11 protein-coding genes are annotated in these 13,953 nt (G+C 41.1%); 5 read left to right on the top strand and 6 right to left on the bottom strand.

Features of this window, described 5'->3' with window-relative positions; genetic code table 11:
* Positions 1-11 precede the first annotated feature (11 nt).
* Complete coding sequence (locus tag RWZ05_RS02470; RefSeq protein WP_009352456.1) at positions 12-749, bottom strand: (Fe-S)-binding protein; 738 nt, start codon at positions 747-749, stop codon at positions 12-14.
* A 522-nt stretch (positions 750-1,271) separates the two neighbouring features.
* Here RWZ05_RS02470 and RWZ05_RS02465 point away from each other — a divergent pair.
* Both RWZ05_RS02465 and RWZ05_RS02460 read left to right on the top strand, forming a co-directional pair.
* Positions 1,272-2,939 (top strand): S-layer homology domain-containing protein, encoded by a 1,668-nt coding sequence (locus RWZ05_RS02465; RefSeq protein WP_314641782.1) that lies wholly within the window; start codon positions 1,272-1,274, stop codon positions 2,937-2,939.
* Positions 2,940-3,119: 180 nt separating this feature from the next.
* Positions 3,120-4,490, top strand: coding sequence for an S-layer homology domain-containing protein (locus RWZ05_RS02460; protein WP_314641781.1), 1,371 nt, complete (start codon positions 3,120-3,122; stop codon positions 4,488-4,490).
* A 105-nt stretch (positions 4,491-4,595) separates the two neighbouring features.
* Here the strand turns inward: RWZ05_RS02460 and RWZ05_RS02455 are convergent, their stop codons facing one another.
* On the bottom strand, positions 4,596-5,438 hold the full coding sequence (locus RWZ05_RS02455; RefSeq protein ID WP_314641780.1) for a PdaC/SigV domain-containing protein: 843 nt from the start codon (positions 5,436-5,438) through the stop codon (positions 4,596-4,598).
* Between the two features lie 11 nt (positions 5,439-5,449).
* Positions 5,450-7,531 carry an OPT family oligopeptide transporter gene (locus tag RWZ05_RS02450; RefSeq protein WP_314641777.1) on the bottom strand — a complete coding sequence of 694 codons (2,082 nt, stop codon included), beginning with the start codon at positions 7,529-7,531 and terminating at the stop codon, positions 5,450-5,452.
* 237 nt (positions 7,532-7,768) lie between these two features.
* Here RWZ05_RS02450 and RWZ05_RS02445 point away from each other — a divergent pair, with 237 nt between their 5' ends.
* On the top strand, positions 7,769-9,124 hold the full coding sequence (locus RWZ05_RS02445; protein ID WP_314641774.1) for a class II fumarate hydratase: 1,356 nt from the start codon (positions 7,769-7,771) through the stop codon (positions 9,122-9,124).
* A 128-nt stretch (positions 9,125-9,252) separates the two neighbouring features.
* Here RWZ05_RS02445 and RWZ05_RS02440 read toward each other — a convergent pair whose 3' ends face one another.
* The 3 genes from RWZ05_RS02440 to RWZ05_RS02430 form a co-directional block, all read right to left on the bottom strand.
* Positions 9,253-10,434, bottom strand: a complete 1,182-nt coding sequence (locus RWZ05_RS02440) for a metallophosphoesterase (RefSeq protein ID WP_314641771.1) — start codon at positions 10,432-10,434, stop codon at positions 9,253-9,255.
* Positions 10,435-10,450: 16 nt separating this feature from the next.
* Entirely contained in the window at positions 10,451-11,548 is a 1,098-nt protein-coding gene (gene mutY / locus RWZ05_RS02435) for an A/G-specific adenine glycosylase (protein ID WP_314641768.1), read from the bottom strand.
* Between the two features lie 101 nt (positions 11,549-11,649).
* Complete coding sequence (locus tag RWZ05_RS02430) at positions 11,650-12,171, bottom strand: 8-oxo-dGTP diphosphatase (RefSeq protein WP_314641766.1); 522 nt, start codon at positions 12,169-12,171, stop codon at positions 11,650-11,652.
* A 117-nt stretch (positions 12,172-12,288) separates the two neighbouring features.
* Between RWZ05_RS02430 and RWZ05_RS02425 the strand changes: the two genes are divergently transcribed.
* Complete coding sequence (locus tag RWZ05_RS02425; RefSeq protein ID WP_314641764.1) at positions 12,289-13,062, top strand: DUF4931 domain-containing protein; 774 nt, start codon at positions 12,289-12,291, stop codon at positions 13,060-13,062.
* A gap of 42 nt (positions 13,063-13,104) precedes the next feature.
* A complete protein-coding gene (locus tag RWZ05_RS02420; protein ID WP_314641761.1) occupies positions 13,105-13,944 on the top strand; it encodes a metallophosphoesterase in 840 nt (279 codons plus the stop codon).
* Positions 13,945-13,953: the final 9 nt, after the last annotated feature.

The following is a 13,953-nucleotide window of genomic DNA, read 5'->3' as shown; positions in this document are numbered from 1 at the left end:
TCGTCTCCTCCTTAACGGCAGTTTAAGATTTCAGCAATATGCATTACTTTGATACGGCGATCGATTTCGCCTTCTTTATGAAGACGGTCTAGCATACCAGCGATGTTCATCAAGCACGCTTGGTCAGAACCGGAAATTACGTTAGCACCGGTGCTAGCGATTTCCAATGCTTTTTCGCGTGTCATAACTTCACTAATTTCAGGGTTTTTAACGGAGAAAGTACCGCCGAAACCACAGCAACGGTCTGCACGTGGTAATTCGATCAAATTGATATCTTTAACGTTTTTAAGGAGTTTGAAAGGAGGCTCTTTAATCCCCATCAAACGAGTTACGTGGCAAGATGTGTGGTATGTAACGGAGTCGTTGAAACGAGCGCCTACATCTTCAACACCTAATACGTCAGTAATGAATTGAGTGAACTCATAAATTTTGCCGCTCAATCGTTCTGCACGTGCCAACCACTCTGGTTGATCTTTCAAGAAATGATGGTATTCATCACGGATTGCAAATGCGCAAGAGCCGGACATGCTGACTACATATTCAGCGTTCTCGAAGCATTCGATTGTGTTCTTAATAGCGTCCATAGCCGCTTCATTGTAACCAGAGTTAGTGAACATTTGGCCACAACATACTTGTTTCTTAGGAACTACGAGCTCGCAACCTAATCTTTCAAGTACTTCTACACCAGCCATGCCTACATGTGGGTAGAACATGTCAATCAAACACTGTTGGAAAAGATGAATTTTCATATTATCGTCCTCGTCTTTTCTAGTACTTAACCTAATAAAAAATTTTGATATGTATGTGTTATGGCAAGATTAATAGTGAATTTTTCGACTAAATTTCTGCCCTGAACATTACTTATGCTTTCAAATAAATATTCAAAAGCTTATCGATATAATTATAAAGTAATCATATATATATTGTCCAAAGAATTGCTATATTCGTATGTACCCATTTATTTCTTATATCGTTATGACTTTTTGTAATGGCAAACATTGTTTTTTATCACATACATTATTTTATTTATCAATTTTTCTTGTAAAAGCTATATAAAACCTAGATTTTGCGAATGTTTATCATTTTGCATTTTCAAAGTTATAATAATCTGATTTCTACCGTAATTCATCGTACTTTTACATAAATAGCAGTAGAATGTCAAATTCATGTAAATTTTATCCTTATATATTACATTTTCTTATAGTAGTGTATAAATTTAAAAAGTGTTATAATTTATTTTATATAAGTATAGTTTGAAAGGAGCCTTTTCAATGAAACTAAATAAATTATCTTTGTCCTTGGCAATCACATTGGCCCTTGGTTCCACATTCGGCATGGCTCACGCTGAAACAACCGCGGCACATACAAAAGCAACAACAGTAACAAATACACAAGCTAAAGCAACTACAACTACAGCTAAAACAACTGCAGCTAAAACAACTGCAAAAGCAGATACTAAAGTAGAAACTAAAGCTACAGAAGCTAAAGCAGCAACTGCTGAAAAAGCTACTGAAACAAAGGCAGAAGCAAAAGCTGAAGCTAAACCTGCTACAAAAGCAACAGAAGCTAAAACAACAACTAAAGCTAAAGAAACATTGCCAGCAGGTGTGTACACAGATACTAAAGATAACTGGGCACGCGATGCAATTCAAGCGATGTCTCAAGCCGGTTACCTTTCGGGTTACTCTGACAATACTTTCAGACCTAGCGCTCAAATCACACGTGAACAAGCAGCTGCTATTTATGGTAAAGTGTTGCAACACAACTTAAACGAACAAGAATTAGCTGATATCGTAACTAAAGAATCTGCTACTTCCTACTCTGACGTAGAAGCAGATCGTTGGTCTAACTCCGCTATTAAATTAGTGAGTGCTGCAGGCGTTATGCAAGGCACTTCTAAAACAGCTTTCACACCTAGCAAAACTATGAACCGTGAAGAGTTTGTTGCCTCCGCAGCTAGCTTAGCTAAAAAATTAAATATTTCTACACCTGTAAAAGCAGAAAAAGTAACGTTTAAAGATGAAGCGTCTATCTCTGGTGATTACTTGGCAGATATCCAATACATGGCTCAACGTGGCATCGTAGCATCTGGGGCAACAGAAAACTTCAACCCTAAACAACCTGTAACAAGAGCACAAGCGGCAACTATTTTGAACCGCATGCTTAACGGTGCTGGCTTAGCTACACCAAAACACGCTACAACTGAAAGTAAAGTAGAAACTGCTGTAAAAGAAGATGTTAAAAAAGCTGATAAAGCAATCGAAAAAGATGCATCTAACGTAAGTAAAGATGCAAAAAAAGACGTAGCTAAAGTAGATAAAGATGCTAAAAAAGACGTTGCAAAAGCTGATAAAGCAGTAAAAGAAGATGCTAAGAAAGTAGATAAAGCTGCTAAAGCGGACGCTAAAAAAGTAGACAAAGACGTAAAAAACAATAAAAACGAAGCAGTGGCTCAAAAGACTGAATCTACTCGTACCGTTCGTCCTGTTCGTCGCAGCACGTTAAAAGCACTTGATCAAAAGCAACAATCCGCCTTGGAAGATAAAGTATTTGTAGAATTAAATAAAACCTACAAAACACCAGAAGCGTTCCAAGATTACGGTGTAATGTACTGGCGTGATAACCAATTACACGTAGCGTTGAAAACAGATAGCGATATTTCCACAGTAAAAGCGAACCTTGCTTCCCGTGGCGATTCCACTATTAATAACTACGTTGTAGTTGAACCATCCCAATACAGCCAAACAGAATACGATGCAATCGATGCGAACTTCCGCAACTACTACAACAAAAACGAAAAAGCTGGCACAATCTTAGCTACATTCCCTGATGTAGAAAACAACCAACTTTACGCTGTAGTATCTACTGCATCTAAAGACACTCAACAAGGAATCTCTAAATTATTCGGTTCCAAAGTAAAAATGACAGTAAAACGCTAATCGGCGTTACACTTAACCAGCCAAGGCAGCGTATACTCGATAGTACTACGCTGCTTTGTTGTATCTCACTATGCATGCCCCTATTGACTATATTACGACGAATATAGATTTTTATGCTGGTGAAAGTTTATATTCTATGGCTATCGAGCGATAGCCTTTACCAAGATTAGGAAGGATTTTATGTACAAGAATACCCCTTACGCATTACGTGCCCTCGTTCTAGGCGCATTATTAGCTGCTACAGGCCTTGGTTTTGCCTCTGCCAATACAACAACTACGACTAATGCTCCTACAACTACAACTGAATCCGCTAAAGCTGAATCTGCTTTACAAGCCCCTACTTTTAGCTCCGCTAAAACAGATACATCTAATGTGGATGCTGTTAAAGTAGAATCCTCTACAACGGCAACACCTGTAGTTGTAAACAAATCTATTGGTACTCCCCAAGACATCCAAAAGATTCGCGCTCACATCTTCACAGATGTACCTAGCGATTTTTGGGCTGCAAACTCCATTAGCACTGTAACAAAAGCAAATCTAATGAAAGGTTACTCTGACGGCACATTCCGACCTAATCAACCTATGACACGTGAAGAAGTAGCAGCGCTCTTCAACAACATCACTGATGATGGGACTGCAGCCTTCTTATCTGGCAAATTTAAAGATATTACATCTGACCGTTGGTCTGCTCTTGCTATCGAGTCCGTAGCTCGCAAAAATATTATCAGCGGCTATGGCGACGAAACATATAAACCTGAAAAATATATGTCTCGCCAAGAATTTGCTGTAGTAGCAGATAACTATCTTCACTACTTAGGCTATACTACAGAGGATCCAACAGTTCTCGATAATATTGCTTACGGAGACCAAAAATTCGTAGCCCCTTGGGCTCAAGATGCAGTTCGCGAACTTGCATACCTTGGATTCACAATGTACTCCCCTGGTACATTATTCAACCCTGAAAAATACATAACTCGTGCCGAAGCTGCTGAAATTGCGTACCGCATGACCCAAACGAAACAAGCCCTTGCATTCCACAATGCATTGTTTAAACAGCAAGTAGAAACAAAGACAGCAAACATCATCAGTAAAGCGTTAGGTTATGACAATGACTTCACGAAATTCCGTCAAGATGGCGCCCTCTTCTGGGATGGTGGTAAGTTACATGCTTCTTTAACAGATAATAAAAAAGCTGATGCCGTTGCTCATGCAATTTCTGAAACCCATGACCCACAACTTGAAAGCACAGTCGTTGTATCTCAAGGTAAATTAAACCAAGAACAATTAGAGGATTACCAATCTGATGCGCTTGATTTATACAAAGCTAAAGAGCCAAAAGGCAACATTATCTCTATTCGCCCTAACGATGATACAAGTGCCCTTATCGTCACAGCTGACTCCGTTCAAAAGGACACTGTGAAAGCATTCAAAAAGAAATTCAAAAACAATGTAGTAGTTCAGTTGCCAGAACCTGAAACAGTAAAACCGGATGCAACAATTCAATTCCCATTGCCTCCACGGGTAAACTACTACGATACAACAAATAAATAATTGAAGAAACTTCAAAAGAAAAAGAACCGCCCCCATTGGGAGCGGTTCTTTCCACAATTAAACAGCTGTTACTATACACACAATCGAATTCACACAGTTCGATTATTATTTTGTTACATCATTTTGGCGGTCACGTAAGTTACCAACTGGTACAAATACAGTGCCTGCACTGTGGATTGCATCCACATCTTGTTGCAAGATCATTACAACGGAATAATCATCAGTTGTGTAGAACTCAGTAGGCATTTTGTCGATGTTTACATCGCCGCCTAGTTGGTCTTTCACGTCTTGATTATTATTAATAGCATTCACTAACTCTTTTTTGTTAAGACCACCAAGGTCATACAAGGACAATTGACGACCTGTTGTAGTGTTGAAAGTGAAGCCTTTTACATAGTTGACGCCATTTGCATCTTGATCACGCATTGTATACGTATGAATTAGGATGCTAAGAATGCCATTTTTATTTGTTTTCACATCGTAGTACATAACTACGTTTGTTTTATTAGCTTCTTTAGCATTCAATTTTTCTACATCATTTTGAACTTTAGCAACATACTTTTTGATAGTTGTATTGATTGCTTTCTCTACAGTTGGGCTAACAGATTTAACTTCTGGGAATACTAGGTCCAAGTGATCTGTAGTAGATTCCACAGGAGATACAGCAACCTCTTTACGATCCATATAACGGTCAGCATTAGGTGCTACTACTTCAACCGCATTGCGATCAACCTTAGTTGCTACAGAGCGTAACGCACGATTTTGCTCTGGTGTAGCAGTACTAGAGATACGGTATGTCAAATCATTGCGATTCACTTTATTCGTATTAGCTTGAACTGCTTGCACTGTCGCAGTGTCTTTTGTTACAGGAATTGCTTCGCTTGCTGCGAAGGATACTACTGGCAATGCAGCAGCCATCATGATAAGTACAGACTGTTTTAATTTCATTGTTTAACCTCTTATTGTTGTTCTTGCTCAGCTTTCATCGCTAAAGCTTCTTCTTTATTGAATTTGTGTGTTACAACACGACGAACAAGGTAGAGACCAGAGAATGCAAACGCAAGCAATCCTAACCATTGTGCTGTGCTTTCAAAATCAGGACCTACTAATTCAAGTGGAGATTCACCACCACCAGTTGTAACAGACAATACAATAATAACAGCTATGATTACACCAATCAAGCTTTCACCAACAATCAAACCAGAAGCGAAGAGAACGCCACGACGGTTAGATTGTTCAACATCGTACTCAGCGAGGTCGCCAGCACGCATTTTAGCACGAGCAACTAGGTAACGACCTACGAAGTAGCTAATGAAGGAACCTACGATGAGAGGCACTTCCAATGTTGGAGGTAAGTAGATACCCATACCAACTGCCAATGGTGGCAATGTTAAGGAAGCGGTTGTACTCTTAAGAATCAAATTCACGATGATTGCTACTACGCCAACACCAACGCCAATCAAAATGTAATCCCAATCCATGCTAGAGTTAAAAATACCTTGAGCAATTGTAGTCATCAAAGTCGCTTGAGGAGCGGATAATGTAGCATTAGGATCCATTTCAGCACGTGGTAACGCGCCTGTGAAGCCATATGCTTGGTAAAGCAAGTTAAGAACAGGAGCAATTGCAACTGCACCAGCTACAGAGCCAAGTAACAACGCAATTTGTTGACGCCAAGGTGTAGCACCAACAAGTTGACCTGTTTTCAAGTCTTGCAAGTTATCATTAGAGATAGATGCAATCGCAATAACTACGGATGTCATGAAGATAGCCATAGCTGTAGCGAATTGTACGCCTGCTTCTGTAGCGAACAAGTTATTTTCAGCAGCGATGAAGTACACCACTAAGGAAGAAATAATAGTCGCCAAGATACCAATACCAGAAATTGGAGATGCAGATGTACCGATAAGACCTGCCATGTAACCACATGCAGCAGCTACGAAGAAACCGATTAGCAAAGCTACTAGAATACCCACAACAACGAAAGTCCACATTAAGCCAGTACTAATAGGTACTGCAGATACGAAATCCCAGAATGTAAATACTAAACCAACAAGAATTACTGCGAACACGCATAAAACGGATTTTGTGCTCATATCTGTATCAGTACGATGCAATTCACGTTCACTAGAACTGCTGTTCATGGATTGTACAGAAATTTTCATACCTTCGATGATAGGTTTAATCAAAGTAATCAAAGTCCAAATCGCTGCGATGCCGATAGCACCAGCACCGATGAAACGAACTTTAGATTTCCAGATGCCCATTGCGAACTTAGCAGTAGCGCCACCATCTGGAGCAAACAAGTTAGTGTAGTAAGGTACGAAGCCAGCCCACGCGATGAGTACACCAACGAGGATAGCGATACCAGAAGCGATACCGATAAGGTAACCAGCACCTAACAACGCTGTAGAGAAGCCCAATGGAATTTGAGTGATACCTTTGCTACCTACAGGAAGCCAGAAGCTCATGCTGTCCCCAAGTACTTTAAAACCATTTGCACAAAGGCTGATAATACCAGCTACAATACCACCGGATACAATATCACCCATACCAGAGCTAGATTGAGGGCCTTGGCCAGCATTGTGAGAGCCAACTTTCAAAATTTCTGCTGCTGCACGGCCTTCTGGATATGGTAGATCACTATTTACTACCATGGCACGACGCAATGGAATAGTGAATAACACACCTAGAGAACCACCGCATGCGCAGAGCAAGAATGTTTGCCAGAATGGGAAGCCGTTCCAATACCCAATCATAAGTAGACCTGGCAAGATAAAGATAATGGCGGACAAAGTACCGGCTGCAGAAGCCTGTGTTTGTACCATGTTGTTTTCAAGAACGTTAGAATCCTTGAAGAAACGTAAAATTGCCATTGAAATAATGGCTGCCGGAATGGATGACGAGAATGTCAACCCAACCTTCAAACCGAGATATACGTTAGATGCTGTAAAAATTACAGTAATCAATGCACCAAGTAGCATCCCACGTAGTGTCAGTTCCGGCAGATGAAGGTCATGGCTCATAAAGTCATGTTTCATAAGTACTTACCTCCTCTGTGAAACTAGAGCTTAAAATAATATAATAAGCTACTTCCATTTTAACGTGTTAAAGCGATGTTGACAATAAAATACTATGTGTAAAGGTAATTATACCCCTTTAATTATATCTAATTGGTATTTATTATCATTTTCTATTATATTTTTTCTTTTTTTAGCCTATAATAAAAAAGAACCGACATTAAGGTCGGCATGTCTTTTAAGGAGGTTGTAAACATTATGGAAACAAGAATTGAATACGATTCAATGGGACCAGTCGAAGTCGACGCTAGACGAATTTACGGACCTCAAACGCAACGCTCGTTCAATAACTTTAAGATCGGTGACCACCGCATCCCTATTGAACAAATCAAAGCGCTTGCGCTTGTAAAAAAAGCATGTGCTTTAACCAATGCAAAATGTGGCGCAGTAACTGAGGAAAAAGCGAAACTCATCGCTCAAGTAGTCGATGAGATCGTAGACGGCAAATGGGATGATGAGTTCCCGTTAACCGTATTCCAAACAGGTTCTGGCACACAAACTAATATGAATGTGAACGAGGTAATCGCTCACCGAGCTAAACAGTTAGATGAAAGCAACCCGCTCCATCCTAACGACGATGTAAACCGCGGACAAAGTACAAACGATACATTCCCTACGGCAATGCATATCTGCGGATACTTTGAAATTACAAAACGGGTAATCCCTGCATTGGACGGCCTTATCGCATCCTTTGAAAAATTACAAGAAAAAGGAAAAGGTTTGCAAAAAGTTGGTCGTACTCACCTACAAGATGCAACTTTCATCATGGTGGACCAAGAAATTAGCGCCTTTGTGGACGGCTTAAAAACTGCCAAAGCTATGCTCGTTCAAAACGCTGACTACCTACTCGATGTAGCCCTAGGCGGCACTGCAGTCGGCACAGGTGTAAACACGCCTAAAGGCTATCTAGACGTTATGGAAACTGTATTGCCAGAGGTAACAGGTGCTCCATTCCGCGTGAAGAACAACAAATTCCAAGGACTATCCTTGAAAGATGCGTTTATGATGGCTCACGGCGCACTTAACACATTAGCTACTACATTATTTAAAATCGCTAACGACGTTCGTTTCTTAGGATCCGGCCCTCGCTGTGGCTATGGCGAATGGCATCTACCTGAAAACGAACCGGGCTCCTCCATCATGCCAGGCAAGGTAAACCCTACACAATGCGAAGCCTTGACCATGGTATGTGCCCAAGTATTCGGTCACAATACGACTATGACCATCTGTGCAGGCAGCGGTGCTTTCCAATTGAACGTGTACATGCCTATCATGATCTATGACTTTGTTGAAAGCTGTCGCCTCCTTGCAGACGCGATGAATTCTTTCACAACACACTGTATCGACGGTGTAGAATTTGTACCAGAAAAACTCAACTTCTTCGTAGAACAATCCCTTATGATCGCTACATCCTTAACACCATACATCGGCTACGATAAGAGTGCTAAGGTAGTAAAAGAAGCATACAAACGCGGTTGCTCTATTAAAGAAATCATCTTGGAAGAAAAACTCATGACCGAAGACGAATTTGCCGATGCAGTTCGCATGAAATAAAATCTCTCTCATCTCTATGACATATCTGTAACATCCTCTCATACCTCAAACGAACGGAGAAAGCCCCGATACATATCAATGACGTATCGGGGCTTTATTGTATTCCTATAAGGAGCATGACTTATATCCTAAGCTACTCCATCAAAGAATGTAATGACTGTAATTTCTCGTGGGCAGTTGATACGGATTGGGAACCAGTGGCCTGATCCATTATTGACGTAGCACACGCTTTGTTCTTCAACGTAGCGCCCTTTTGTATATGGAGTGCCCGTTGGTACTAGCGGCATGCCCATAAACACGATTTGACCACCGTGAGTATGACCTGAAATGGTCAACGGAATTTTACGTTCAATGGCTTCCTCAAAGAATTCTGGGTGATGCGCTAATAGAATAACAAAGGCATAATCTGGAATACCGGATAAAGCCTTATCAATCATAGCTTCACGCTTTTCTTTTTCCCGATCATTGTCGTACGCAACACCAGCAATATATACCGGTTGCTTACCACCCATGATTTGAATATTGCTATTCACAAGAATATTCATTGGTGTATTATGTTTCAATTCATCGAGCACCTTATTCACATCGTGATGGTACTCGTGATTACCTAAGATGAAATCGACACCGTCAGGAATTTGTTTTGCAAAGGTTGTCAGTCTTTCACAGACCTCCGGCAACCAGGCAATTTTATCGATTAAATCACCAGTAATAACAACACGATTAGGCTTTTCTATAAGGGCTAACTTTAAAATCTCATCTAGGTCATCTAAATCGATACTAGGGCCCACATGAATATCACTAAGTTGGACAATCTTGTAGTCTTTTAACCCGGGTGGTAAGTTCGTATAACCGAAGCTTTCATGAGTGACCTCAATCTCATGCTGCCCTACATAGGCAGCATAACTAGAACCACCTATGGTTGCCAAGGGCACTACTGTAGCTGCCGTTCTAAAGAAAGCACGGCGACCTGTTCTATTTTCCTCTGGCGTTTTGCTCCAAATCTTATTGACCGCCCAATATAGCAAGCTAAGTACAATAAACACAGGAATAGCCAAAAATAATCCAAAGAGGAAACCATAGCTTTCAGTACGGAACATATTCATCAACAGATAATATTGTGTGCCGTACAGATCTACTTGATTAAGTATATAGTATCGAATACCTGCAAACCAGGCGCCAATTATAATAATATAGCCTACCCAAGCGGGCCATTTCTTTTTAGGCTTCCACAGGTTGAGGAATAGCGCCCAAAACCCTACCAATCCTATTACGAGGATAGTAGAGAAAATGATATTAAATAGAATTCTCATGCATTGCTCCTACAAATTATTTTGCCATTTCTGTCAGTTTGCCATGAGGACCCGCCCAAGCGTAGTTAGCAAAGTCATCGCGCTTGATAAGCATCCAATCCTTTGGCAATTGTTTTTGGATATCTCCAATCGTTATATTTTTAGCATCGCCTGCGTACGTCAAATCGCCGCGGAATGCTTTCATAAACCATTTTCTATGAGAGAAAATATGTGTTATTTCTTTAACTAATACTGGTTGTAAAGATAGTTCAAAACCTAGGTCCTCAACTAATTCAGCAAGGCCTCGTTCCCCTTCGTCAAAGGCAGATACCATTTCCACCGAAGGGAATTCCCACATGGACCGTAACAACCCACGATTCGGACGTTTATGCAATAGATAATAGTCCTCGTATTGCAAGATACCTACAAATAGAGGCACCTCTACTACCTTTGTCTTCTTGATGCGCACAGGTAATTTGTCCGTATCCTCATGTTGGTATGCTTCGCACATGTTTACAATCGGACATTCTCCACAGCGCGGTGTCTTTGGAATACACACAGCAGAGCCAAAATCCATCAGTGCTTGGTTAAAATCACCAGGTCGATCGTGAGGTAATGTGTCCTCTACGATGGCCGTGATTGCCTTCTTACCTTTCGTGCTCAAAATATCATCAAAGATGCGATATAAACGAGCGTAAATACGTAGCACATTACCGTCTACAGCTACCTCTGGTTCGTTGTACGCCATGGATAGCACGGCCCCTGCCGTATACGATCCTACACCCTTTAAGGACTCCATAGTCTTGCGGTCACGGGGCACGATACCACCATAGTTTTCCACGACGTCCTTCACGCCAAGGCGCAAGTTGCGAGCACGGCTATAATAGCCCAGCCCCTGCCAAGCATGAACTACCTCATCCTCAGAGGCCTTTGCTAGGTCCTCTAAGGTTGGAAATAGTCGCATCCAGTTATCATAATAGGGCTTCATCGCCTCAATGCGCGTCTGCTGGCTCATCACCTCAGACACCCAAATCTTATAAGGGTCTCCACAATCGCGCCAGGGCAATTCCCGTTTATGCACATCATACCACGCCAATAGCTGTGGCACCCACTTAGGGTTCTTTTTATCAGTCATATTACCTCAATATATTACAAATTTAGGACTTCAGTACCACTTTCATGCTTTCTGGCATAACAAGGCATATTGCATACGTGTTGCAGCCAATAAGGTACAACTTATCCGTTAATATACAGATCAATGCGCGCCAAGTGTTCGCTTTCAAGAACGGTATCCACCGCGGTCAAATCCATCTTATCTACCGTACTGTTGTCTCGGTCAAACACGATAGGTCCTTTTAACTTCATGCCTTCTATCAGCATCGGCAACCATTGACGGTCACCGTCCCACATGTGCTCGTACGGAATCTCATTTGGTTCGAACCAATGAGGCTCCATTTCATCTGTTTCTTCTGCATTGCCTGTGAAAGTTCGCAAGAAATAGACGTAACCCACATGCGTTAAGCTTTCATCAAAAGGGAACTGAAAATCAAAAGCAGCCACACATTCTAAATCTTCGGGGCGCCCTTGAAGGCCAGATTCTTCAAATAATTCGCGAATAGCGCAGTCTCGGAAGCTTTCATCAGCCTCGAGTTTACCACCAAATCCATTATATTTATGAGCCCCAAAACCACGTTTCTTACGACCTAGTAATATGCGATTTTGTTCATCTATAGGAAATACGAGCGTCGTCGGTTTCATAGGGCCTCCTTAATCGTTAAAATAATACCTTTTTATTATACCATTATTTTATGTACGAATGCGCTAATTATGGTATGATTAAAAGTATAGATTTTCTTATGAGGAAGGAGGCACATGATGAATAAACCACTACGATTTAACATCGCACTAGGGCGCACTAAGCCTGTTAATATTCGCAACGAAGAAGTGCGCTGCCCCTTCTGTGATCGTTCAAAATTAACGGATATTCTAGATACATCAGGTCATATCATATGGCTTATGAACAAATATCCTGTATTAGATAAAACATGGCCAACGGTCATCGTCGAAACAGAAACGGACGAAGGCGAGTTTTCTACATTACCAGCAGACGAAGCGGCTCGCATTCTCCAATTCGGCCTCGATAAATGGCGAAAAACTCGGGAGCGCAAAGAATTCAAGTCCGTACTATTCTTCAAAAACCATGGCTATATGTCTGGCGGTTCTATCCGCCATCCACACAGCCAAATCATAGGTCTCGAAGATTACGATTACCACGAGGACATTACGGCTCAAAATATGGACGGCTGGCTCTTACACGAGGATCAAGATGTACGCATCACCTTGTCTACACAGCCTATAATTGGCTTTTTTGAGTACAATATTCGCTTTAAACCTGATGCACCTGTTCGCTCCGTAGCATTGCGTTTACAACAAGTGTTACGCTATGTTTTGCGTAGCATCGCTAATTACAGTCAGTCTTATAACTATTTTGTATATAATCTTGAGGATGGTTACGACTATATCAAAGTTGTGGCCCGTTATGTAACAACGCCACTTTATGTGGGCTACAAGATTCCTCAAACTTGTGACGAAGAACGAGCTGCTAAAATTATCCATGATATTGCACCGTACTTCCATACCTCTAAATAGCCATCTAAATAGTTTTGATGATACATATTTGAAAGGATTTTTATGAAAGTATTTGCCATCGGCGACCTCCATCTATCTGGCAATCCCCCCACTAAGCCGATGGATATTTTTGGTCCCCATTGGGATAATCACTGGGCCCGCATCAAAGAGTATTGGGCTAATCATGTAACAGATGATGATATTGTCTTTCTCGTAGGCGATATGAGCTGGGCATTACGCCTCGATGAAGCGGCTTGCGATTTACAAGAAATCGCATCTATGACTGGGAAAAAATATATGATTCGCGGCAACCACGATTACTGGTGGTCTTCAGCAAACAAGATGCGCAACCTCATGGGCGATGCTATTACCTTTTTACAAGGTCATGGCACAGCAGAGCTCATTCAAACAGAAGAAGGCCCTCGCATCATCGCTTTTGGTGGAACTCGCGCCTATCTATGTCCTGGAGACTCCCATTTCTCACCAGAAACAGACCAATCTATTTACGAAAGAGAATTGATGCGCACCGAAGCAGCATTACAAGAAATGGATAGAGCTGTGGAATCACTCCTAGAAAAGCTTACAGCTGAAAGAAACATGGAATCAACAGGTTCTGAAGTAACAGATAACACAATAGGTTCTGAAAAGACAGAGACATTAACAATAGACATACACAACATACCAGTAACAAAACTGTTATTGTTACACTATCCTCCATTTAATGAATCCAATGCACCTTCTGGCTTTACGGATCTCATGGATACATACAATGTAGATATGTGCATCTTTGGCCATTTACATGATCAAATTTCCTTCAAGCGTATTCCAAAGGAATTTGGTACCACTAAACTAGAACTAGTATCTGCAGACTATCTAAACTTTACACTCAAAGAAATCATGTAAGGAGAGACT

The organism is uncultured Veillonella sp. (assembly GCF_963543145.1).
GTDB lineage: Bacteria > Bacillota > Negativicutes > Veillonellales > Veillonellaceae > Veillonella.
Note: the sequence above shows the minus strand (reverse complement) of the source record. Positions and strands in the feature narration are given on the sequence as shown.

Excerpts from the sequence above, each read along its gene's own strand:
- RWZ05_RS02465 (WP_314641782.1), top strand. The coding sequence starts at position 1,272 with ATGAAACTAAATAAATTATCTTTGTCCTTGGCAATCACATTGGCCCTT.
- RWZ05_RS02445 (WP_314641774.1), top strand. The coding sequence starts at position 7,769 with ATGGAAACAAGAATTGAATACGATTCAATGGGACCAGTCGAAGTCGAC.
- RWZ05_RS02455 (WP_314641780.1), bottom strand. The coding sequence starts at position 5,438 with ATGAAATTAAAACAGTCTGTACTTATCATGATGGCTGCTGCATTGCCA.
- RWZ05_RS02425 (WP_314641764.1), top strand. The coding sequence starts at position 12,289 with ATGAATAAACCACTACGATTTAACATCGCACTAGGGCGCACTAAGCCT.
- RWZ05_RS02440 (WP_314641771.1), bottom strand. The coding sequence starts at position 10,434 with ATGAGAATTCTATTTAATATCATTTTCTCTACTATCCTCGTAATAGGA.
- RWZ05_RS02460 (WP_314641781.1), top strand. The coding sequence starts at position 3,120 with ATGTACAAGAATACCCCTTACGCATTACGTGCCCTCGTTCTAGGCGCA.
- RWZ05_RS02470 (WP_009352456.1), bottom strand. The coding sequence starts at position 749 with ATGAAAATTCATCTTTTCCAACAGTGTTTGATTGACATGTTCTACCCA.
- mutY (WP_314641768.1), bottom strand. The coding sequence starts at position 11,548 with ATGACTGATAAAAAGAACCCTAAGTGGGTGCCACAGCTATTGGCGTGG.
- RWZ05_RS02450 (WP_314641777.1), bottom strand. The coding sequence starts at position 7,531 with ATGAAACATGACTTTATGAGCCATGACCTTCATCTGCCGGAACTGACA.
- RWZ05_RS02420 (WP_314641761.1), top strand. The coding sequence starts at position 13,105 with ATGAAAGTATTTGCCATCGGCGACCTCCATCTATCTGGCAATCCCCCC.
- RWZ05_RS02430 (WP_314641766.1), bottom strand. The coding sequence starts at position 12,171 with ATGAAACCGACGACGCTCGTATTTCCTATAGATGAACAAAATCGCATA.